This is a genomic window from Tritonibacter scottomollicae, from assembly GCF_003003215.1.
GTDB classification, from domain to species: Bacteria; Pseudomonadota; Alphaproteobacteria; order Rhodobacterales; family Rhodobacteraceae; genus Epibacterium; species Epibacterium scottomollicae.
In genome coordinates this window covers 1-21,664 of the sequence record NZ_PVUF01000027.1, presented here as the reverse complement: position 1 = coordinate 21,664, position 21,664 = coordinate 1, and the positions used below count along the sequence as shown (strand labels likewise).

At 57.2% G+C, this 21,664-nt stretch carries 16 protein-coding genes and 4 pseudogenes; 12 read left to right on the top strand and 8 right to left on the bottom strand.

Annotated features, from left to right (window positions below; all coding sequences use genetic code 11):
* Nucleotides 1-420: 420 nt before the first annotated feature.
* Together CLV89_RS21005 and CLV89_RS21000 are read left to right on the top strand one after the other, a co-directional pair.
* Nucleotides 421-1,863: an SMEK domain-containing protein gene (locus CLV89_RS21005; RefSeq protein WP_165798179.1), complete on the top strand. Its 1,443-nt coding sequence runs from the start codon at nucleotides 421-423 to the stop codon at nucleotides 1,861-1,863.
* Nucleotides 1,860-3,266 (top strand): argonaute/piwi family protein, encoded by a 1,407-nt coding sequence (locus tag CLV89_RS21000; protein ID WP_106165559.1) that lies wholly within the window; start codon nucleotides 1,860-1,862, stop codon nucleotides 3,264-3,266. Before CLV89_RS21005 ends, CLV89_RS21000 begins: the two co-directional genes overlap by 4 nt.
* A gap of 97 nt (nucleotides 3,267-3,363) precedes the next feature.
* On the opposite strand, the gene CLV89_RS20995 is transcribed toward CLV89_RS21000, so the two are convergent.
* The 4 genes from CLV89_RS20995 to CLV89_RS20980 all read right to left on the bottom strand — a co-directional run bounded on the left by CLV89_RS20995 (nucleotide 3,364) and on the right by CLV89_RS20980 (nucleotide 7,286).
* The gene (locus CLV89_RS20995) at nucleotides 3,364-4,044 is read right to left on the bottom strand and encodes an IS6 family transposase (RefSeq protein ID WP_106165558.1); all 681 of its coding nucleotides are present in this window, start codon (nucleotides 4,042-4,044) and stop codon (nucleotides 3,364-3,366) included.
* A gap of 281 nt (nucleotides 4,045-4,325) precedes the next feature.
* Entirely contained in the window at nucleotides 4,326-5,438 is a 1,113-nt protein-coding gene (locus CLV89_RS23055) for a C4-dicarboxylate TRAP transporter substrate-binding protein (protein WP_243395107.1), read from the bottom strand.
* 28 nt (nucleotides 5,439-5,466) lie between these two features.
* Nucleotides 5,467-6,777: a TRAP transporter large permease gene (locus tag CLV89_RS20985; protein ID WP_106165557.1), complete on the bottom strand. Its 1,311-nt coding sequence runs from the start codon at nucleotides 6,775-6,777 to the stop codon at nucleotides 5,467-5,469.
* Nucleotides 6,774-7,286 (bottom strand): TRAP transporter small permease subunit, encoded by a 513-nt coding sequence (locus CLV89_RS20980; protein WP_106165556.1) that lies wholly within the window; start codon nucleotides 7,284-7,286, stop codon nucleotides 6,774-6,776. The genes CLV89_RS20985 and CLV89_RS20980 overlap by 4 nt, the downstream gene beginning before the upstream one ends.
* A 132-nt stretch (nucleotides 7,287-7,418) precedes the next feature.
* Between CLV89_RS20980 and CLV89_RS20975 the strand changes: the two genes are divergently transcribed.
* The 3 genes and pseudogenes from CLV89_RS20975 (at nucleotide 7,419) to CLV89_RS20965 (ending at nucleotide 10,064) form a co-directional block, all read left to right on the top strand.
* Nucleotides 7,419-8,315 (top strand): LysR family transcriptional regulator, encoded by an 897-nt coding sequence (locus tag CLV89_RS20975; RefSeq protein ID WP_207796988.1) that lies wholly within the window; start codon nucleotides 7,419-7,421, stop codon nucleotides 8,313-8,315.
* A 71-nt stretch (nucleotides 8,316-8,386) separates the two neighbouring features.
* Nucleotides 8,387-9,157: an alpha/beta hydrolase gene (locus CLV89_RS20970; protein ID WP_165798177.1), complete on the top strand. Its 771-nt coding sequence runs from the start codon at nucleotides 8,387-8,389 to the stop codon at nucleotides 9,155-9,157.
* A 120-nt stretch (nucleotides 9,158-9,277) separates the two neighbouring features.
* Nucleotides 9,278-10,064: pseudogene (locus CLV89_RS20965) on the top strand (IS5 family transposase).
* A gap of 230 nt (nucleotides 10,065-10,294) precedes the next feature.
* Here the strand turns inward: CLV89_RS20965 and scpB are convergent.
* Both scpB and CLV89_RS20955 read right to left on the bottom strand, forming a co-directional pair.
* The gene (scpB, locus tag CLV89_RS20960; RefSeq protein ID WP_106165553.1) at nucleotides 10,295-10,909 is read right to left on the bottom strand and encodes an SMC-Scp complex subunit ScpB; all 615 of its coding nucleotides are present in this window, start codon (nucleotides 10,907-10,909) and stop codon (nucleotides 10,295-10,297) included.
* A 2-nt stretch (nucleotides 10,910-10,911) separates the two neighbouring features.
* Entirely contained in the window at nucleotides 10,912-11,796 is an 885-nt protein-coding gene (locus CLV89_RS20955) for a DUF1403 family protein (protein WP_106165552.1), read from the bottom strand.
* 156 nt (nucleotides 11,797-11,952) lie between these two features.
* On the opposite strand from CLV89_RS20955, the gene CLV89_RS20950 reads away from it, so the two are divergent.
* A complete protein-coding gene (locus CLV89_RS20950; RefSeq protein WP_106165551.1) occupies nucleotides 11,953-13,068 on the top strand; it encodes a tyrosine-type recombinase/integrase in 1,116 nt (371 codons plus the stop codon).
* Between the two features lie 54 nt (nucleotides 13,069-13,122).
* Nucleotides 13,123-13,269, top strand: a pseudogene (locus CLV89_RS23050) (recombinase family protein); the annotation flags it as partial.
* On the opposite strand, the pseudogene CLV89_RS20945 reads toward CLV89_RS23050, so the two are convergent.
* Nucleotides 13,268-13,784: pseudogene (locus CLV89_RS20945) on the bottom strand (recombinase family protein); the annotation flags it as partial. The pseudogenes CLV89_RS23050 and CLV89_RS20945 overlap by 2 nt on opposite strands.
* A gap of 690 nt (nucleotides 13,785-14,474) precedes the next feature.
* Between CLV89_RS20945 and repA the strand changes: the two are divergent.
* From repA to CLV89_RS23285, 4 genes and pseudogenes are all read left to right on the top strand, one after another.
* Nucleotides 14,475-15,632 (top strand): plasmid partitioning protein RepA, encoded by a 1,158-nt coding sequence (gene repA, locus CLV89_RS20940; RefSeq protein ID WP_205321634.1) that lies wholly within the window; start codon nucleotides 14,475-14,477, stop codon nucleotides 15,630-15,632.
* A complete protein-coding gene (gene repB, locus CLV89_RS20935) occupies nucleotides 15,632-16,624 on the top strand; it encodes a plasmid partitioning protein RepB (RefSeq protein WP_106165560.1) in 993 nt (330 codons plus the stop codon). Before repA ends, repB begins: the two co-directional genes overlap by 1 nt.
* Before the next feature lie 181 nt (nucleotides 16,625-16,805).
* Nucleotides 16,806-17,915, top strand: coding sequence for a plasmid replication protein RepC (gene repC / locus CLV89_RS20930; protein ID WP_106165549.1), 1,110 nt, complete (start codon nucleotides 16,806-16,808; stop codon nucleotides 17,913-17,915).
* Between the two features lie 147 nt (nucleotides 17,916-18,062).
* A pseudogene (locus CLV89_RS23285) lies at nucleotides 18,063-18,668 on the top strand (DDE-type integrase/transposase/recombinase).
* A gap of 538 nt (nucleotides 18,669-19,206) precedes the next feature.
* On the opposite strand, the gene CLV89_RS20920 reads toward CLV89_RS23285, so the two are convergent.
* A complete protein-coding gene (locus CLV89_RS20920; RefSeq protein WP_106165547.1) occupies nucleotides 19,207-20,223 on the bottom strand; it encodes a LacI family DNA-binding transcriptional regulator in 1,017 nt (338 codons plus the stop codon).
* A 79-nt stretch (nucleotides 20,224-20,302) separates the two neighbouring features.
* Here CLV89_RS20920 and CLV89_RS20915 point away from each other — a divergent pair, with 79 nt between their 5' ends.
* Complete coding sequence (locus CLV89_RS20915) at nucleotides 20,303-21,484, top strand: phytanoyl-CoA dioxygenase family protein (protein WP_106165546.1); 1,182 nt, start codon at nucleotides 20,303-20,305, stop codon at nucleotides 21,482-21,484.
* Nucleotides 21,485-21,664 lie beyond the last annotated feature (180 nt).

Here is a 21,664-nt window from a genome sequence, read left to right as displayed (position 1 = left end):
AGTGGTTGCCCATTCGCGGCCTACGCAAGCCTTGCCGCGTAATCGGCGATCAAGCGAGCCCCTAACTGGTGAACTCGAAACTTTGCGACGGAACCGCTATACCGGCTGCGGTCTCAGCAATGGGGTTCATACCGACAGCATGATAGTACGGTAAGTCAACATTTGCAAAGTCAGGAAACTGCGCAGTGCGACTGCCCCAGGTCGTTCTTGCTGCGTGTGCAGCGAACGGCAGCAAGGTCCCGCAGACTGTGAGTTCGTGATACGACTGCCGAACGGCAGCTGAAGATCACACCGGCTGCTCTCTTCCTAAAAAGGACATTGCTAAGAACCAATCGCGTATGGATTTTCGCAGGCGACATCTTGAAATGTTCTGCTATCGTTCCCATAAATTTCAAAGCTAGAAAACAGAGGTGGGACGCAGTGCGACAACTCACACTTGAGAACGATCTTCGCGACGTCGTTAGCCGCCTGGAGCGCCAGGTCGAGCTAGCGACCGCCCAAGGTCGCACGGACATCAACTTGGCCCTTGAGGACGCGTTCATCCCGATCCTGAAAGCCGCCTACCAGCTTCCTAACCTCATCAACCTCAACCGCAAGCGGAAAAACTACCCTGGCATCGATCTCGGTGATGACCACGATCGGGTGGCGTTCCAGGTCACCTCGACTACGACGCTCGACAAGGTAAAGTCGACGGTCCAGCAGTTCATGGACCGAGCCTACTATAACAGCTTCGACGAACTCTACGTCCTGACGCTGACCCCGAAGCAGTCTTCTTATAGCCAGAAGGCGATCGACGCGCTGCTAACCGATCAGTTCGCCTTCAACTGCAAAAAGCACGTCATCGACCTTGGCGATGTCCTTAGGGAAGTGTCTGCCCTGCGAGTCACGGCGCAGGAAAGAATCCTCCAAGAGTTTCAGCATATTCTGGGCGAGGTCGATGCCTTCAACAGCTTCAGTGCCGAGGCTGTCGAGACGCCGACGACGATCACATCAAACCTACAGGCGATCAAGCTTCCTGAGGCAGTATACGTTGCCGAGCTCGCGATTGAGGACAAGATGGTCGTCGCGCGAGCGAAGGCTGAGTTAGGTTATGGCGGCCGGTCTAGGAACCGTCGATCCGTTGTGAAGATGGCGCTACTCTTGGAGAGCGTCGAGACTGATGCCTGGGTCTACTATGATGGTAGGCTCTTCGCCTTTGAGGACATGGAACAGACGGGCGTGGCAGCCGTCGTCGACACAGGGTCGATCGAACGCCTTGACGTAGTGGACCTTGCGAGCTCGCCCGAGGCGGACAACGTGAATGTCCTCAAGCAGCTCCTCGTAGCACAGACCCAAGAGCGCCTGAAGGCCCGCGGTGTGCGGCTGCATCCGAAGGACCGGTTCTTCTTCTTCAGCCCGAGCGCGGAAGGAGAGAAGGAGCGCAAGGAGGCATGGGTTGGCAAGAAGAAGTCGATCAGGCGGGTTTACAAGCTCGTTCAACAGAAGAAGGATCCTTCCAAGGTCGCCCATCACCAGCACCTGTCCTTCGATCTTTCATTCATTAGCATCGGGGACACGTGGTACGGGCAGATCGTCCCTAGCTGGTACTACTCGTTTAACGGCTTCAGACGATCGAACTGGCACGAGGACCTGCTGTCGAAGCAGAAGCGTATCGAGCATAATTCGACCGTTCGGGATCAGGTCCGCTTCATCGCCTACTTCCTCGCGAGCTTGAGCGACGGCTTCGCCGAGGTCTCAGACATCCGCTATCAGTCACTCATCGAGCTCGAGTCGATCCAAGGCATTGAGGCCGAAGCGCTGATGCTCGAGGTTGCGGAGACATCTGACGATGGCAACGAGGATTCCGAAGAGGTTGAGGCATGAAGCTAACCATACTCGCAGAACCGTTGCTGGAGTTCGGTGCCGGCACGCACATCTGCCCCCGCACCGGCATCGAGCAAATGGGGGTATACGACAAGCGCGACGAGTTGCGACGCACCGAATTGCGGATCGGTGTCGTCGGTCGCGGCGAGGGTATCGACCTGCTCGACGAATGGCTCGCGAAGTGCCGCGCAGGAGTGGAGCGCAAGACGAGCTCCAAGTTGTTGAACCTCTTCCGTGGGTTCGGTGGCATTGGACCAGATCATGGGTTTCTTACGCGGATAATCAACTCGCCGCAGTATACACGGCCACTCCAGAAGTCGGAGATCACCAGCGCCTTGCAGCTCGACACACGAGCGGCCCGGATCGATCGAGCGGTCAACCTCTTCTACGAGCAGGTACGCTTCCTTGCTGAGAACCGGTCGGTCGACGTCATCGTCTGTGTCCTTCCCAACGATCTGTTCGACTCCGTCACTACGAGAGCACAGGGTGAAGCAGCCGACGATGAACTCGAGCACAATTTTCGCCGTATCCTGAAGGCACGTTGCATGCATCTCGGCACGCCGCTGCAACTCGTGCGCGAGAAGACCATGGTCATCACTAAGCACGCAGGAGACCAGCAGGACCCGGCTACAAAGGCCTGGAACTTTGCGACAGCACTCTACTACAAGGGTAATCGCACGATCCCCTGGCGGCTCGTCGAGGAGAAGGCTAAGCCCCCGTCCTGTTATATCGGGATCGGCTTCTACAAGAGCCGCGACGGGGAGACCGTCTCGTCGAGCCTCGCGCAGGTCTTCGATGAGTTCGGCCACGGCATCATCCTGCGCGGCACGCCCGTCTTGATCGACAAGAAGAACCGGCGCCCCTTTCTTTCCGAGCCGCAGGCCTACGAGCTGCTTCGCGACGCACTGGACGAGTACGACCGCGCGATCCAGCACATGCCGGCTCGCGTCGTCCTCCACAAGTCGAGCCACTTCCGCGAGAGCGAGCGGGCCGGCTTCCGTCGTGCCTTAGAGGAAAAGGCGATCCGCTCTCGCGACTTCGTCGCGATCACGGGTACCGACATTCGTCTTTTTGGCGACAAGAACTACCCGCCGAAACGCGGAACGCTCCTGACCATGTCCGAATCTGACGGCATCCTCTATACACGCGGAACGGTGGACTTCTACAAAACCTATCCTGGGCAGTACGTCCCCAAACCACTCCGGATCACGGCCTACGATCAAGACTCTTCACTGGAGAGCCTCTGCGAGGAGATCCTTGGGCTCACGAAGATGAACTGGAACAACACCCAGCTCGATGGACGGCTGCCCATCACTCTCGAGTGCGCGAGCAAGATTGGCGACATAATGAAGTACGTCGACCCCAAGGAACGGCCTCAGGTCAATTATAGCTTCTACATGTAAGTCGACACGATGGAGCTCAGTGGGAGTTGTCACGTTAACGCGGAACCACTGCATGACGGCCTCGCTGAACGGTTCAAGCGATGCCGGTCGCCGACCTTCAGGCATCGATGGCTTCCATCCGGTGATAACGTATGGTCAGCGCTTTTCGGCGGCGGGCTGGGACGGAAAAGCTATTGCGGATTACAGAGTGAATAGAGACGAAACGCTGCAGCGCACCGGGAGATCGGTATCCATGCATCGCGCGCTCCCGCTTCCGGAATGGAAGGTGGCTGTTTTCGGCGCGGTTGTTGAGGCCTTTGTGCGACCAGTGATCGAGGCCCGGCGCGACCTCGCGCTTGGCCGCGCCGTATGAGCGCAGCTTGTCGGTGACGATCCGCTTGGGCACCAAACCTGTGCGTTTCATCAGCCTGACCAGAAGCCGTTTCGCGGCGCGCTTGTTCCGTCGTGCCTGGAGGATCTCGTCGAGAACGACGCCATGCTGATCGACGGCGCGCCAGAGCCAGAAGGATTTGCCCGCAATTTTTACCACCACTTCGTCCAAGTGCCAGACATTACCGGGACGGACCTGCCGACGCCGAAGGTTTCGCGCGATCTGCGGCCCGAATTTCGCGGTCCAGCGCCGGATGGTTTCATAGGAAACGTCGACGCCGCGCTCCAGCAGCATCTCCTCGACCTCGCGGAGGCTCAGATTGAACCGAACATACAGCCAGACCGCGTGTGCGATGATCTCGGGCGGGAAGCGGTGACGCTTGTAGCTGATGCTGGAAGGTGTCTGCATCAGCGCTGACTATGTCCAAATCAGCGGCGCGGCAATCGGAGCTCGTTAATGTGACAACTCCCGTGGAATAAGTCCGTCTAGGGAAAGGGGAACTCTGTCTATCAGTGGATTTGTGCAACAGAGTCATCATGTGCTGCAAACCGTCTTCTGATCATTTGCGCGCTTTCGAACGACAGTCTACATTGCTGGTAGGTTTCGATCAAAACGCTATGAGGTCGCAGGGCGGTAGGAACCCCGAGGCGCTTTGGCAGCGCCCCGGGACTGTACATAATATATGTGGGTTAGTTCATACCGTAGTTTGCGCCGTCCAGCTTGTCGTAGATCTCTGCTTTGGCCAATGCTGCCAATGCATCGGTATCGCCGTGGTCCACATCCGCCAGCAGCGCGGCCCAGCGATCAACGATGCGCTTGTAGTCTGCCAGCAGCGCTTCGGGGTTCTCAATACCGCGGCTCTTGGCGTTCTCGATCAGCACGGCCTCGTCGGCGGTCACAAATTCCGCCAGCGCTGCCGTCAGAGCCTGATCAGGTTCGAAAACCTCCATGCCGCCCTCTTTGGCGGCGGAAACCGCTTTTTCAACATCCTTGTCGAACTCGACCCGGTGCTGCGCAAGATAGTATGCCATCTGGTCGAACAGTACGTTGCGCGACGCCTCAGACAAGCCTTGCCAAAACGCAGGGTTATAGCCCCATTCAAATCCGGCATAGTAGTTCCCTACTGCAAGCCTGTTCATGTGCGTGACCACATCCGAAAGCGAAAAGGAATCCAACGCATCCGCAGCCGCAACCGCACAATCAAGCGATCCTGTGTCGAGGCCAGTGTACATCTCGCTTGACGGGATAGACACGGGTACCGCGCCCACATGTTCGGCAAAGCGTGACCAGGCACCGCCCGCCATGCGCAGACGCTTGCCCTGAATATCCTCGTAGCTAGCGACAGGTGTGTTGCACATCATGTAATATTGCGAAGTCGAATAGCCTCCACCGAAAACGACGCCATTCTCTTTCCACTCGGCCAGTGCGGCCTCGTTGGTGAGGCCGAATTCGGTCGACGCAAAGGCCATGACCATCGGATCGGTGTTATAGAAAGCGAAGTTGCCGATCAGGTTGGCAACAGGCAGTTCGGACGGGGTGTAGGTGCCCGCGTGATAGGTCACTTGAGCTACGCCATCTCGCACGCCTTGCAAGGACGCGGCCGGCGGCAGGAGCGACCCACCGGCGAAAACGGTAAAGTTCACGTCCCCGTTTGTTTCCTCGGCCACGCGTTTGGCGAACTCGACATAGGGGCCGCGTACCATCGAATGGCGTTCGGCAAAGAAGTGGTTGGCGTTTTGTGCGATGGCAGCAGTGCCAAGGCCACAGGCCGCGAAGGCCAAAAGGGATGTCTTCAGTTTCATTGTGTCGTCTCCTCCGTTTGAAATGTTTTTACTGCGCCATGAGCGAGGGCAGGAACAGGCTGATCGCGGGAAAGGCAATCAGGATCAACAGGGTCAAAATATCCATAGCAATAAACCACGTGGTGCCCGAGATGATGTCTCGCAGCTTGACCTCGCCCGATAGCGCGCTGTGTAGGACGTAAAGGTTCAACCCGACAGGCGGCGTCACAAGGCCGATCTCAAGCAGTTTGATGCAGATAATGCCGAACCAGATCAGGTTGATGTCAGCGGCCTCTAGCACCGGCAGCAGGATAGGCAGTGTGAGCAGGATCAGGCCGATCGAGTCGATTACCATGCCCAGGAAGACAAACAGCACAGCGATCATCAGGATGATTACGAACTGGTTGTCAGAGACCGATAACATCATATCCGTCAGTGCCCGTGGCACACCGGATAGCCCCATGAACCGGGTAAACATCACCGCGCCAATGGACAGAAAGAAGATTGAAGACGTCGCCAACGTCGTCTGACGGATCGCCTCGGCCAGTGCTTTGCCGGTTAGTGAGCGGCGTAGCAGCGCGACCGTTGCAGCCAGAAACGCCCCGACGGCCCCCGCCTCGGTCGGGGTGAAAAACCCGCCAAAAATGCCGCCAAGGACGCCCAGAACCAGTACAGGAAAAGGCCAGACCGACCAGAGCAGACCCAGCAGCTTTTTACGATCAACCCGTTCAATTACAGCGGGTGCAAGCCCGGGCGTCACCGTGGCACGTACGGTAATCATTGCCATATAAACAAACGCCGATAGCACGCCGGGAATGACACCTGCGATAAACAGCTGGCCGATCGATTGCTCGGTGAAGATGCCGTAAAGTACCATCAGGATCGATGGCGGAATAAGCGAACCCAGCGTGCCCGACGCCGCGACCACCCCTGTGGCCAGCGACGGATGGTACTTCGCTTTCAGCATCTCGGGCACGGCAATCTTTGACATGGCTGCGGTCGTCGCGATCGACGAACCCGAGGCCGCGGCAAAAAGGCCGCACGCCCCGACGCTCGCAGAAGCGAGCCCGCCCGGCACCCGCGCCAACAAAACGCGCAGTAGATCAAACGCACCCGCCGTCAGGCCGGTATTGGCCGCGATAAAGCCCATAAACAGAAACATCGGGATCGCCGTCAGCGACCAATCCCCGATCAAGTTGAAAGGCATTGCACTGACGATGCCAAGTGCGGCTTGAAGATTGAACATCACAGTAATGCCGATAAAGGATACTGCCATGAGTGCCGTGCCAATGGACATCCGGAAGGCCAACAAGCCAAACAACGCTCCTACGCCGATCCAACCGATCAAAAGGTTGCTCATGACATGTTTCCATTTAGCTGCGATTGCGTCACAGGCTGCCCGCGCACCAGAAGGACGGCGCGTATAAAAGCAGCGAGACTGGCAAGGCCAAAACCAAGCGGCAAAACCATCCGTGACGGCCAGACGATGACCTCGCGTCCGCCCATGACCACCTCGCCCACACGCAACGCCCGCACCGCATCAAGACCTGTTCGCCACGCCATAACGGCGAGGATCGCCGCGGCGGCTATGCAGCTTAGGAACAAGGCCAGCTTCTGAAGCCAGTTCGGAAAGTGATTGAACAATAGATCGACAGATATCTGCTGGTCCTGCATCTCGACAAACGCCATCGGCAGCATGACCAGCACAACCATATAATAGTAGGAAGACATTTCGACCGTGCCTTGGATTGGCGCATTCCACACCAGCTTTGCGACGACATCAGCTACAATGTTCAGCATCATCGCAATGACGCCAAAACCACCTACGAACATCAGCCAAGAGCACAATCTGTTGAAAAACTTCAGCATCGGGCCTCCTCCCCATACCAAGACGGGATTTATACCCGTAATTCCGATTTAACCTCTTCTCTCGAGGCTCAGTTGACAAATAGCGATAGCTGATCGAGTGATAACGAAACGCGATCATCATGGAGCATGCGAATGCACGACAGCAGGAAACCCACTCGCTTGGACCTTCGCCATCTGCGATACGCCTTGGCCGTGGCAGATGCGCAAGGGTTCAGAGCGGCGGCTGAACTGCTCAATATCGCGCAACCGGCCATTTCGAAAGCGGTGAAAGACACTGAGGTTGATCTTGGTTTTCGGATTTTTGATCGCAGTGGGCCGCGTGTCTTACCTACGCCCGAGGGGGTAGTCTTTCTTGATGACGCGCGCCAGACGGTGGCGCAGTTTGAGCGTACGATCCGAGCATCAAGACAAAATGCAGCGGGTGCGCGTGGGCATATTATCGTCGGATACTCCGCGCTCGCAGCTTCACGCCAAATTTCCGAAACACTAGACGCTTTTCATCATAGTATCCCGGGGGTGCAGGTCGAGATGCATGTGATGTCTACCGATAACATGCTGAAAAACTTAAAGTCTGGTGTGATCGACCTTGGATTTTTGCTGTCCCATCCTACGGTAGGTGCTCCCGGGATTGACCAGATGCCGGTCTGGAGCTCATCCATCGGTATCGTCACACCTGCTGGAGAGGCACCCGCACGGGTCAAGGACTTGGACGGCGTGCCTTTTGTTATGGGCCTGCGCGAGAACTGGCGATCTTGGCGCGCGCTTCTCGACAGCGCTTGTGATCATGCCAACCTTAGCACGGTGGTTGTCGATGAGGCTTGGGACGTTCAGGTGATATTGCAACGCGTGGCCGAGCGCCGCGGGGTTACGTTTTTCCCTATGAGCATGGCCGACAGTCTTCCCGCCGCACTGGAACTTGCACTGATTGACGGGCTGGACGCAGAAGCAACGATCTCTATGGCCTGGAGCACCAAAGCCGATACCAGCCTTCTGCGCCAGTTTCGCAACCACTTTCCTCAACTCGCTTGATCACGTCCAGTTATCGGACGATACCGCGAGTCTATTTGCTTAGCGGGGTGATAGCGCGAATGTATGCAAATATGAAACAGACCACGATGGATCCCTTCGATGTGCCCGAGGCGCAGCCCTTCATTCTCGAAGGCAGCAATGTCGGCTTTCTATTTTTTCACGGCTTTACGAGCACCCCCCAAAGCGTACGCGAAGTAGCGCAGCACGTGCATTCGATGAGCGGTGTTACTGTGCATTGTCCGCTGTTGGTCGGCCATGGCAAGACCCCAATCGCCCTGGCCCAGACGGGCCATCGCGATTGGGTGGCATCCGCAGAAGCCGCGCTGGAAACCCTGTCGTCCCAATGTGATCGCATCATTGTGGGTGGGCTTTCTTTAGGTGCCACTTTATCACTCAACCTCGCTGCGCGGATGCCAAGCAAAATACATGGCGTCGTCAGTATCAATGGATCGACCGGCCTCTATCGGCCCGAGGTCGTAGCACCGCTTTATGACACCGACGGGCAGGATTTCGTTCCGGGAATAGGATCGGATATCGCCCAACCGGGGATGTCTGAAATATGCTATGGTCAAATTCCGCGAGAAACGCTGAGAGAGCGTTTTCTGCTAACGAACACAACCGGCGCTTTGCTGCCGCTTATCCAACAGCCAGTGCTTATCCTGCAATCGCGACGGGACAATGTCGTGGATCCCGATAACGGTCATCGCATTGCGACTTTGGTGGGATCGGCCGATATTCAACTTCGCTGGTTGGAACGCTCATATCATGTCGCAACATTGGATTATGATCGTGTGCTGATCGCGACGAGGATCGCAGATTTCCTGAACTTGTCATCGAGGTAGATCGTGCAATAGCTGTCGGCTCCCGCAGTGCGGTATTTACGACTGGATTTTGATGCCTAGGCCATGTTGACAAAAGGGATTCACAAGTCGGCTAATGCGTGATTCAAGCTGGTATCTGCTATGGAGATCAGCTTGCCCCGACACCTGATGAGCGACGAGGAATGGTCGCTGTTTGAAACTTCATTCTTGCGATCCGAGCCCCTAATGGCCGCAAACTCTCTAACCATCGTCTTGTTTTAAAAGGGATTTTCTGGATTTCGCTCACCGGATTACCTTGGCGAGACTTGCCCGAAGACTTCGGCAAATGGTCAATCGTTTACAGGCAGTTTCGACGCTGGACGCTGGCGGGCCTTTGGGAGGGCATACTCGAAGCCCTGAACCAAAGCGGGGCTGTCCCGAACACCCTGCAAATGATCGATAGCACCGTCATTTGCGCCCACCATCAGGCAGCGGGCGCAAAAGGGGGACTCCGAGACAGGGTTTTGGCCGTTCAAGAGGTGAGTTCACGACCAAGATCCACCTCCGCGTCAACGCGCACGGTCTGCCCATGAGAACGGACATCACGGCGGGACAAACATCCGACTATTTGGGGTTCGATATGGTCATGGATGACAACCTGCCAGAGCCGCGTGTGCTGCTCGCGGATCGAGGCTATGATGCTGATCGCATTCGAAAAACCATGAATGACCGAGATATCCTGACCCAGATCCTGATGCGCAAGACCCGTAAAATGCGCGTCGGTGTCGATCACGGGCTTTACCGACTTTGCAACATGGCCGAGCGCTGCTTCAACCTGCTCAAGAACGCACGCCGCGTCGCCACCCGATATGACAAAACCGCGGAAAGCGACCTTGCGTTCATAGACATCACGTCAATCCGGATATGGGTCCGCCATTTGTCAACATGACCTAGGGTCGCCTTCCTTGATCTGGGAGGCGACAATCGTTCTGAGTTGTTCGGCGTTCTTGATCTCGACCAGATTCGCGCAAGTGGACGTCTTCAAAGGGATGCAACGATTATCACGTTGATAATTGTGAGTATTTCTGGCTCCGCGCATGAATCGTTGCACTGCAGATGAAACGATAAGCAGAACGACCGAGTTTACGTCAGGCATTGGCAACGGAGACCGGCAACGCGTTACCCGAAACCGACTTGTGGTGCTTGCTCGACAACCCCCGCATCTTCCAACTGCTCCCGATCAGGAAGATCGAGAAGACTCTCCAACCCGAAAGCGACGAGGAACTGCTCGGTGGTGACGAAGGTATAGGGGGCCCCGCGTCGCGGCGATCTTGGCCCTGTCCCGATCAAACCCTGCGCATGTAGCCGGCCGATCAGGTCGCGGCTGATCTCCTTGCCGAAGATGTCCTTCAGCCCGTCGCGGGTGATCGGTTGATGGTAGGCGATGGCGGCAAGCACGGCGACGTCGAATTCGCGCAGGTCGAGATTCTGCGCGCCGGCATCCGCGGCGGCACGGATCGCCGGTGCATAGGCACTCCGCGTCCGGAATATCCAGCCGCCGGCAACTTGCGCGATCTCGAAGGCCCGCCCCTCCAGATCGGCGGCCAGGTCCTCAACCAGCAGATCGACCGAGGCCCCCTGCCCCACGACCCGCGCGAGGTCCTTGCGCGGCACCGGCGAGGCCGAGGCAAAGAGCACCGCCTCGATCCGCCGCATCCATTCCCGCCAGCGCAGCTCGGGCGGCAGATCGGACAACTCGCGGTCCAGCTCTGGTTCCGGGCGATCCTTCGCCATCCCTACACCCCATAGAGCCGGAAGGTGTCGCGGCCGGTCAGCTCACGCACCGCGCCGAGGTCGACCAGCCGGTCACAGAGCCGTCGCGCGGCGCGATCCGGCAAAGGCAAGGCCGCAGGTGCCAACGCATCACGGACAAGGAACAATTCAACGGCCGCCGCCGCCCCCTTGGCCCGCAGCTTTGGCGCGACCGCCTTCAAATGCGCCGCCCGGCGCGAAAGGTAAGCCGACAGGCGCACGGCTTCGACTGCCGACACGATTAATGCGCGATGACAGGCCAGGCGAAGGTCAGCGCCCCGTTTGCGCAGGTCGGCGCGTTTCAGTCCCGCGGCCAGCAGCGGCATGAGATGATCCCAACCTAGTGCTTGGGCGAGGGCCGCATCAGCTAGGATCAGCGCCGGAACGTCGGCACGCGGCGCCTCCGTAAGCACCACCTCCAGCACCATCGTCGAGCGGGTCACCGGCGCCCCCCGCACCGTATTGAGCCGACCCGCAATCTGCCCCGGCTCGAGGCTCGGCAAAGCCCGACCGAGAGCCTTGATCGACACCGGCCGCTCTGCGGCACGACACCAGGCCAGGTAAGTTTCGCCCGCCGGTCCAGGAAGATCGCCGGGACGCAGAAGGTGTACGGCATCGCGCAGCTCTGCCTCCCGCTCCGGGCGTCCAGAGAACGCGACACTGGCCTCCGCGGCGCGCAACGCCAGCCGCTCCCGTAACAAGGCTTGGGGCACCTCGTCGCGCCCCAACACAACATGCAGGTGGCTCAGCACAGACCCCGAAAAAAACGCAACATCTTCAAGGTCTTCCGAACACGCGGAGGTGACCCAGGAAGGCATCCGGGGTAGTGTACCGAGGTCAATGGAGTGATCAGGTTGGGCAAATGTCATGCCCAGAGCCTACACTTCGGCGGCGCTTTTTGCCAGTGAATGGCGTGATAACCGCCCCACTTTTCCGCTTCCCACTATGTCCAATAAGTTTGCATTATCGGACATAAGTGAATACGCTGCAATGCAGTTCAATTTCATGGCTGGATTTACGGGAAAATGGCCTCAGAGACCGAGAGATCGACGTCAGCGCGCTCTGATGAGCTTGATGATGCTCCCCTCGACGAGAGAGATCAACGGAACAGCAATTACATCGCGCTGCCATCTCACGTTGCCGCCTCTGGCGCGCTGGATCGGCTTGTCGACACCGCGCGCAACTACGCGCGCGCTGCGGCGTCCGACAACACGCTGAAGGCCTACGCGAAGGATTGGGCGCATTTTGCGCGCTGGTGCCGGATGAAGGGGGCCGAGCCGCTGCCACCCGCCCCGGAAATGATTGGGCTCTATCTCGCGGACCTGGCGTCCGGATCGGGCCCCTCCCCTTCGCGGTCGGCGTCCCGATCCCTCTCTGTTTCGACCATTGACCGCCGCTTGTCAGGTCTCGGCTGGAACTTTGCGCAGCGGGGCTTCACCCTAAATCGCAAGAACCGCCACATCGCCACTGTACTGGCCGGGATCAAGCGCAAGCATGCGCGACCGCCCGTGCAAAAGGCGGCGATCCTGGCCGAGGACATCCTCGCGATGGTCGCGACACTTCCTTTCGACCTGCGCGGGCTTCGGGATCGGGCCATTCTGCTGCTCGGCTACGCCGGAGGTCTGCGCCGCTCGGAAATCGTCAGCCTCGACGTTCATAAGGACGACACGCCGGATTCCAGCGGCTGGATCGAGATCATGGAGAAAGGCGCACTGCTCACGCTAAATGCCAAGACCGGTTGGCGCGAGGTCGAGATCTGTCGCGGATCCAAGGATCAGACCTGCCCCGTACATGCGCTTGAACAATGGCTGCGCTTCGCAAAGATCGACTTCGGCCCGGTCTTTGTCGGCACCTCTCGGGATGGCAAGCGCGCGCTTGAAACGCGACTGAACGACAAACATGTCGCGCGTCTCATCAAGCGCACGGTCCTCGACGCAGGCATCCGGTCAGATTTGCCCGATAGCGAGCGGCTAGCACTGTTCTCCGGACACTCATTGCGCGCCGGTCTTGCCAGTTCTGCGGAAGTCGACGAACGCTACGTGCAAAAGCAGCTTGGGCACGCCTCGGCCGAGATGACCCGTCGCTACCAGCGCAGCCGGGATCGGTTCCGCGTGAACCTGACGAAGGCCGCAGGGCTCTGATCGCGCGGTCGTTCGTTTAGTGACGGTATATGAAACTGCAAATGGCCGACTTTCATGCCCATGATAAGTCATGTGCGCGTCTCCACCGAGGATCAGCTCTCCCTGCCCCAGTCTGTGGCCCTGCAGTCGGCGGGATGCGCCGAGATCTTTGAAGAGCATACCTCGGGCGGTAATCGCGCGCGGCCTTTGTTGGCACGCGTCGGCCAAGCACTTGGTTGGGCGAGAATCCGTCGCTCAAATATGCCTTCACGGCGCGGAGCAATCGACTTTGTGTCCAGCGGCATTCGTGCGGCAGAAGCCATTGATAATCCGCAGAACGTCCTCCCAGGCCATATTCGGCCATAGTCGCGCACATGCCGCACCCAATCTTGCGCCGTCTCGTTCAGGCGCACCACGTAGCCATCCTGACGGGTAAGCCGTACCTTGCGAAGCGCGGCGGGATCCTTGGTGCGAAGCCCGGTATTGCCGCCCACACATCCCTCGTCGCGCGCAGGGGCAAGGCCCGCCTTGGTACGCTCGCGGATCAGAGCGCGTTCAAACTCCGCCACCACACCGAGGACTTGCAGTGTGAACTTGCCCTGAGTTGAAGTGTCGATCAGGTCCTGAAACGAGCGAAAGAAGGTACCCTTGGCCTCCAAGCGTTCAATCACCTTGAAAAGGCGCGACAAAGACCGCGCCAGACGGTCGATCCGAACGACAACCAGCGTGTCGCTTTGGATTGAAGGATTTCCTCAAGAACGATGCCGTGTTGATCGACCGCGCGCCGCAGCCAGTATCATCACCTCGACCGCGCGCAGGCTCAGGTTGCACCGGATGTAAAGCCAGACAGCATGTGCGACGATCTGAGGTGGAAACCGGTGGGGCTCACAGCCGATTTTCAATGTCTGCATCGAAATCCCCTACGCCAGATCAATGCACCAGCAACCTCACGACCGTTAACGTGCCGACACCGGCGAAAGACCTTAGCGGTCATCCCTCAATTTTTGATGGGGTGCAGGGGCACCGCCAAGTCGATCGCACCGGCGAATTTTGCGACACGACCACCGAATCGCAATGATGCAGCTGTCTTGATCGGTCTGATCCCTCCTCTTCGGGTCAGACGACGGGCCGATGCGCCTTCGCAAAGGCCCATCTCGGCGTGGCAAGGCCATTCGAACGAATGGCCCCTATTATTCATCAATAATTACAATATATTAGATAACTTTTTAGGCGACAATCGGGCAAAAATGCACTAATCCGCTATACCGCCCCCTGCCCCTGTCCCCCTCCATATTTAGTGTTTTCTGACCGAAACTTGCACGACTCTGTTGTCAGACGGACGCAGAATGAACTATAGAAACGCTAAATATAGCTTTGCTGAAACAGAGCGTTACAACACGAGGCAGGTAGTGACCAAAACCTTGGATATGAACCAACGCATTCGTCAGAATGCAGAAGCGCTGACCGCTGCGCTGGAGCATCATATGCTGGCCAGCTTTGCGCCGGATGCCCGCAAGGAGTTACGCCTGTTCAGCGCTGGCGAGGCCGCCGAGATGCTGGGGATCTCCGCCAGTTTCCTGCGCAAACTGCATTTCGACAACCGGATTCAGGATGTACATACAACCCCCGGTGGGCGGCGTCACTATTCGGCAGATGACCTGATTGCCATTCGCCAAACGCTTGAAGCCGGTGCCAAGACGCCTGGCGCCTATCTCAAGGGTCGTCGTGAGGGCGACAAGGTGCAGGTGTTGTCCTTTCTGAACTTCAAAGGCGGATCGGGCAAGACCACCTCGTCGATTCACACCGCACAGCGGCTTGCGCTCAAGGGGTATCGGGTTCTCGCCGTGGATATCGACCCACAGGCCTCGCTGACCTCACTGTTCGGCTATCGGCCCGAGTATGATTTCCTCGAGTCCGGCACCATCTACGACGCGATCCGCTATGTGGATCCGGTCCCCCTGAGCCAGGTCATCCAGAAAACCTATTTCAGTAGCATCGACCTCGCCCCGGCCGGTCTCATGTTGCAGGAATTCGAGCATGAAACGCCACAAGCCTTGCTGAACAACATTCAGCCACCGTTTTTTGCCCGCATGGCCACCGTGTTGCAAGAAGTTGAGGAAAATTACGATGTGATCCTCTTTGACTGCCCGCCTCAGCTTGGCTACCTCACCATGTCAGCGCTCTGCGCCTCGACCGGCGTGCTGATCACAGTTGTGCCCAATATGCTCGATGTGGCTTCGATGTCGCAATTCCTGCAAATGAGCGCCGATCTGCTTGATGTGGTGCATAATGCCGGGGCGCAGATGGAGTTCGATTTCCTGCGCTTTCTCATCAACCGCTACGAGCCAAATGACGGCCCGCAACAGCAGGTGGTCGCTTTCCTGCGGCAGTTGTTCAATAAGGAGGTCATGACCGCGCATATGTTGAAATCCACCGCGATTTCAGACGCCGGGTTGACCCAGCAAACCGTCTATGAAGTGGAGCGGTCGCAGTTCCATCGAACTACTTACGATCGTGCCGTAGACTCTCTCAATCAGGTCAATGACGAGATCGAAACCCTTCTTCAAACTGCATGGGGACGCTGATGGCACGCAAAGGAATTCTGACTTCCGCACTCACCTCCCCTGCCCCATCTGATGAGGCCGCGGTCGACAAGCCGCGGCTGATGCCACGTGGGGCGGTCGGGGCTTTGCAATCATCCCTCACCAAGTTGCAGGAAAACGCGGTGCAGGACATTGACGCCGCTCTGATTGACGATGCCGGCGTCGAGGATCGGCTTGGCATAGATCAGGACGCTCAGGCGCAGCTTATTGAAAGCATTCAAACTTATGGCCAGCAAGTGCCGGTCCTTCTGCGCCCGCACCCAGAGGTTCAGGGCCGTTACGAGATAGTCTATGGCCGCCGCCGCCTAATGGCGCTGCGCAGCCTTGGCCAGCCGGTTAAGGCGATGGTGCGGCATCTGGATGATCAGGCACTGGTGATGGCGCAGGGGCAAGAAAACACCTCGAGGCAGGACCTGTCCTTTATCGAGAAGGCTTCCTTTGCCGCGCAATTGCAGGCCAGTGACTATGACCGGCAGACAATTGCGGCGGCGCTCTCTGTCGACCTGCCCATGCTCTCGCGCATGCTGAAGGTCGGCAACGCTTTTGCCATAGATTTCCTGCGCAAGGTCGGATCGGCCCCAAGCATCGGCCGCGAGCGTTGGTTAAAACTCGCCAGCTTGCTCAAAACCGTCCCTGACAAGGATGAACGCCTAGCACGGCTATTCAACAAGGACAGTTTCATCACCCTGCCCTCGGACGAACGGTTTGAACTGCTTCTCGCTGCAATGGAAGCTGAAACAGCCACTGACGCACCGACACCGGCGCCACCCCCAGCCCTGGCGAAACCGCAGAAACGACAACTCACCCGGCGCGACGGCAGTCCGCTTGCGGATCTCAAATCCAATGCCCGTGGTGTAACTCTAACCATCCCATCCCGCAGCGCCGACGGCTTTGATGCGTGGTTCGAAACCCATGCCGAAGCGCTGCTGCAAGACCTTCATGACCGCTGGAAAAACCAAGCGGCAGAAGACTGAGGCACCTATGCAATCACAGAACAGGAGGCACGAGCACCGGTAAAGAAAAAGCCCCCCAGGACAGACGTCCCAGAAGGCTCATTTCATTCTTAGCACCTCTGAAATAGCCGCAATTCACTCGTCTTGTCAACTCTGTGCCACGGCATAGGGGCGGTATTCCTTTGCCTTCGTGATAAAAATTATGTCCAATGGCGCCCAAATGGTCACTGGGATGGCGGAGCTTTGCGCCCTGCCCCCGGTCGACAAATGGCAAATCCTTGATGCGCTGACCGCAGCCGCGGAGGAATTTGAGCTCAACCACCGTACCCTGTCGGTCTTGCGCGCTCTGATCTCCTTTCTTCCGCAACGGGACATCCATCCAGAACGCAACAGTACCATCGTTTTTCCGTCAAACCGCAGCCTGTCTGAACGGCTTCACGGAATGCCCGAGAGCACTCTGCGTCGTCATCTCGCCCGGCTCGTGGATCTCGGGATTGTCAGCCGTCATGACAGTGCCAATCGCAAACGCTTTTCCCGGCGAGGTAGCGCTATGGCTTATGGCTTCGATCTATCCCCCCTGGCCGTCCATGCGAGACATATTTGCGAGCTGGCCAATACGGTGGCGGCAGAAGCCCTGCATCGTCAAAACCTGCGTGACGAAATCAACAGTTTACGTCGAGACCTCTTGGAACACGGTCTCACGGTGCAGGACGAGCTTCTGCTCAACTGCCAACGCCATCTGCGCCGCAAACTCGCCGTCGCTACCCTGCAAGAGCTGCGAGACCAACTGGCGCAAAAGCTCGAAACCATGTCACAACCCGTCACGACATCACCCAAAATGAGCAGCACAGACAAGCAAAATGAGCGGCACATACAGACTGAAATAAAATCATATTTTGACTCTGAAGAAAACGAGAACAACGAAGAGGGCCCGCACCGGTCGCCACCAGAACCTACGCTGATAGAAATTCTGGAAAGCTGCCGTGAGTACAAAAATTACTTTCCAGAACAACCCCGATCGTGGTCGGATCTCAACGCAATGGTTAGACGCCTTGTGCCAATGATTGGCATTGAAACACCCGTCTATCTGCAAGCACAGCGCATGATGGGATCGGAAACAGCGGCTTCTACAATCCTTTGCATGTTGGAACGATTGCACTTGATCCGAAACCCTGGCGGGTATCTCCGTCGTCTATCACAGCGAGCAGCAAACGGTCGCTTTTCTCTAGAACCGATGTTGCATGCTTTGCGCAAAGGACCGGAATTGTCAGCTGACAATTTTCTCAAAACGACACGGGCACCAGCAATGTGAGGGTAGCTATGGCAAGTCGGGAGGAGAGGATTATCCGTGATCGCACATTGATGGGATGTCCTTTAAGTCGAGACCACCACTCGAACGCCATGAATTGTCAGCTGACAATCTGCGTATCTATAGCGCCTCAACTCGCCTTCAAACGAGATCCTGATCATCTCCTATGCCGTATGGGCCTATCATCGGGTTACGCTACGTACCGCAATGTCAATGATTTGCTCGCCGAGTACGATGCCGTCGTCAGCCGCGAGGTCGTCCGCTTGTGAGAACCCGGTTCATTCCAAAGTTCCCGACTCGTGTCCTGCACCATAGACCCCGACCCGGCGATATGTGGCACTTAGACAACGCCGTCGTAAAGATAGCAGGCGGCTCATATTGGTTGCGGCGCACGGTCAATCAACACGGCATCGTTTTTGAAGAAATCCTTCCGTCTAGGAGATGCAAGCGCGCTGCAAAGCGGCTTCCGGTAAAGCTAATAAACCGCTGGGGCTTCATTCCCAAAAGGATAATTACGGACAAGCTGCGCTCACATGCAGCTCTATAAACGTGTAGAAAACAGCCATCTACCTTTCCGAAAATCTGAGTGGATAATGCTGGGTTTCCTATTTCGGGTGGACTGCAATGCTTCGCCTCGATGAAGCCCGCAACCCACAAATATTTCTCTGTCCCTGCCCGCCCCCACGCTACCCTCACGATCCGCTACCATCGGCTAGAAGCAATCGAGCGTGGAAATCCGCGGCAAACGTCGCTTGATGAACGACCACCATGCCGACTTACAAGCTCCGCGAGTTAATGTGACAACGCCCGTTGCGCTGCTCATGCCATGTCCGCAACAGTGTCAGTGTTCGACGGCAAGTACACCGCCCCCCTTCTGGATCAGGATGCTCATAATGTGGGCCCCTGTGAAACGTGTCTTCTTCATCGGAAATTCCTAGTTCCTCCTGCCGAGGAGACTCTACTTCCGCATCGCCTTAGAATCGGGGCGGATTACCCCGAGGACCGCAGTGAGCCGATTGTGTTGAAAAACTCGCTCGGATTCAAAACGATCTGAACTTTCAGAACGTTTGCTTTCGACAGCGAGGACAGCGCCCTCGTTCGGGAGAAAAATTCGATCTCTGGCAGAACAAAATTCTGGTCCAGCGCCTGCCGACGCGAATCGAAGGAGTTTTCAACAAAATCAGCCGCAAGCGGTCGTTAGGGCGTATCCGAATCTGACGAAAACGGCAGGTGCCAATTAAAGCGGTAATGTCTACTTTTTGGATGATGGGGCACACCTAGATAGAACAATTCACTAAGGAACATTCTCGGGTGTTAACACTTGAGCGGTTGAGATTGGCGTCTTCAACAGTTCGTTTGACAGCCGATGGTATCCCAAAAACGCGTTGAAGGCGTTTCTGATGTCAAGTTGCAGATCGTGATGCAGGATAAAGTCCAGGCGCCGGTTCAGGATCAGCTCTCTGTTTTCCCTATCGAGGTCGTGAGCCACGTAAACTTCGGGGCGAATACCATTGTCCTCCAGCGTTCGTATGATCGAACGGTTGCCACCCCCCATGGAATAGACCGCGCGCAAATTTCGAATGTCACCCATGCTCTCTGTTAGAAGCTTTGACGTTTCAAAGTCCACTCCGCCGCCGCCTTGGACAGCAAGGACCTTTAGACCCGGGCGTTCGCTGGCCAAGGCTTCAATAAACGCGGACTCGCGTTCTTCTTCTCCCAAAAAGCGTTCATGGCTGCGAGTGGCCAAAACCATACCCTGCGCCTCTCCAAGTGTTAGTGAGATAAGGTAGGCAGCAGTGCGGCCTGCACCGGCGTTATCCAACCCGACGTAGGCAAGACGGTCGGGGCCTCCGATATCGGTTACAAGCGTGACCACTGGGATTCTGGCGTTGGCCAGCATTTTGACTGCTTTTCTTATTTTCGCTGTGTCCCGGGCCTTGAGGCAGACGCCGTGGCTACCGCGTTTCATTATCCGCATGAGTGCCGCGACGACTTCATCTTCTTCCATAATGTCCTGCAGTAGAAATCTCGGACGGCAAACAGCGGTTCCAATCTGAGGTAGTATGGCCTCTGCGGTCGCCTTGACTTCGCGACTGAAGCGCGACGGGGCCTCAATAACGAAGTCGAAGAACAATCGCCTCCCACGGGCAGCGAGCTGGGCTTCTTGGGCCTTCAACTCGTCCATTGCGGCCGTAACACGCATCTTTGTCTGCGGGCTCACATGAGCCCGACCATTTAGAACCCGGTCGACAGTGGCGGTGCCAAGACCTGCCTGCCGCGCGATCTCTTTTATAGGAAAACGATGTGTCATTTGATGTGTTTCTGATGTGTTTCTGAAGGCAACGCAAGCCCCGCAACAGTATCCTGGTCGCGACAAAGGAGGAGCCGTCATGAAAGATACTGTCGACAACACAGTCGCCTACTACGAGCCCAGTACCTGTGATCTGGAAGAGTTCACCGCACTTATTGAACAAGAGACGCAGCGCGAGCAGGTGCCGCATGCGGCCGCCGTTGAAAAGAACATTCCGATCTATGACATGGCGAACCTGCGTTCGGCTCTCGAAGATGGTCGGGCCCGTCGAGGAATCATGGCGGAATGGGCACAGGTCTTGCGTTCGGGGGCGGGGGTAATAGCCTTGAAGGGAGCCTATGCGCATTCGGCAATTCTGGATGAGGCAACCCGCATCTACAAGCGTATCATTGCGGACGAGAAGCAGCGACTTGGGGGGGCAGGCGATCACTTCGCTGCGTCGGGAGCGAATGATCGAATATGGAACGCGCTTCAAAAGCTCTGCGAAGCCTCGCCCGAGGCGTTTCTGCGTTACTTCGCAAACACTTCTATCGCGGCAGTCTGCGAAGCTTGGCTAGGACCTAATTATCAGATGACAGCGCAGGTAAACCTCGTTCACCCAGGCGGTGCAGCTCAGCAGGCTCATCGCGACTATCATTTGGGGTTTCAAACCGCCGATGTCAGCATGTCTTATCCTGCGCACGTCCACGACGTCTCGCCAATTATGACACTTCAGGGCGCCGTTGCGCATTGCGACATGCCATTGGAGAGCGGCCCAACCAAACTGCTGCCGTTCTCGCAAGCATATCGTCCCGGTTATGCGGCATGGCGCCGGGATGACTTCCGGGCGCTTTTCGAGGAACGCCATGTGCAGTTGCCCCTGACCAAAGGGGATGCTGTGTTTTTCTCACCCGCTTTGTTTCACGCGGCCGGAGCCAACACGAGTCACGACATCCACCGCTTCGCCAACCTTTTGCAGGTATCATCGGCGTTCGGTCGCGCAATGGAGACAGTTGATCGGGAAAAAATGTGCAAGCTGCTATACCCGCACGCATATCGCGCCAAACAGGAGAACAGTCTTAGCGCCGCCGAATTGTCCGCGGCAATTGCTGCGACCGCTGAAGGATACTCGTTCCCGACGAACCTTGATCGGGATCCGCCGACAAACGGTCTGGCACCAGAAACCCAAGCCGCCTTCTTTCGGCGCGCATTGGCTGAGGGGATCGAGGAGCACAGCTTTGGTAAGCGGCTCGATCAGATGTTTAAGGCAAGCAGGGCTTAAATCCGAGCGTCGCGACAGGGAGTTTGGATTCGGAGGCAATCAACACATGCATACCAACTGGAAAACTCACTGTCGTATTCCTGTCGGCTCTGTTGCAAACTGTTGGTGAGAGCAGACTTCCTATCATTGGGCGGGCTCATGCAGCTAGCTGCTGTTCGATGAGGGCCACAGCCTCTGACA

Coding starts and splice junctions, on each gene's coding strand:
- CLV89_RS21000 (WP_106165559.1), top strand. CDS start 1,860: ATGAAGCTAACCATACTCGCAGAACCGTTGCTGGAGTTCGGTGCCGGC.
- CLV89_RS20995 (WP_106165558.1), bottom strand. CDS start 4,044: ATGCAGACACCTTCCAGCATCAGCTACAAGCGTCACCGCTTCCCGCCC.
- CLV89_RS23055 (WP_243395107.1), bottom strand. CDS start 5,438: ATGAAACTGAAGACATCCCTTTTGGCCTTCGCGGCCTGTGGCCTTGGC.
- CLV89_RS20985 (WP_106165557.1), bottom strand. CDS start 6,777: ATGAGCAACCTTTTGATCGGTTGGATCGGCGTAGGAGCGTTGTTTGGC.
- CLV89_RS20980 (WP_106165556.1), bottom strand. CDS start 7,286: ATGCTGAAGTTTTTCAACAGATTGTGCTCTTGGCTGATGTTCGTAGGT.
- CLV89_RS20975 (WP_207796988.1), top strand. CDS start 7,419: ATGCACGACAGCAGGAAACCCACTCGCTTGGACCTTCGCCATCTGCGA.
- CLV89_RS20970 (WP_165798177.1), top strand. CDS start 8,387: ATGAAACAGACCACGATGGATCCCTTCGATGTGCCCGAGGCGCAGCCC.
- scpB (WP_106165553.1), bottom strand. CDS start 10,909: ATGGCGAAGGATCGCCCGGAACCAGAGCTGGACCGCGAGTTGTCCGAT.
- CLV89_RS20955 (WP_106165552.1), bottom strand. CDS start 11,796: ATGACATTTGCCCAACCTGATCACTCCATTGACCTCGGTACACTACCC.
- CLV89_RS20950 (WP_106165551.1), top strand. CDS start 11,953: ATGGCCTCAGAGACCGAGAGATCGACGTCAGCGCGCTCTGATGAGCTT.
- repA (WP_205321634.1), top strand. CDS start 14,475: ATGAACCAACGCATTCGTCAGAATGCAGAAGCGCTGACCGCTGCGCTG.
- repB (WP_106165560.1), top strand. CDS start 15,632: ATGGCACGCAAAGGAATTCTGACTTCCGCACTCACCTCCCCTGCCCCA.
- repC (WP_106165549.1), top strand. CDS start 16,806: ATGTCCAATGGCGCCCAAATGGTCACTGGGATGGCGGAGCTTTGCGCC.
- CLV89_RS20920 (WP_106165547.1), bottom strand. CDS start 20,223: ATGACACATCGTTTTCCTATAAAAGAGATCGCGCGGCAGGCAGGTCTT.
- CLV89_RS20915 (WP_106165546.1), top strand. CDS start 20,303: ATGAAAGATACTGTCGACAACACAGTCGCCTACTACGAGCCCAGTACC.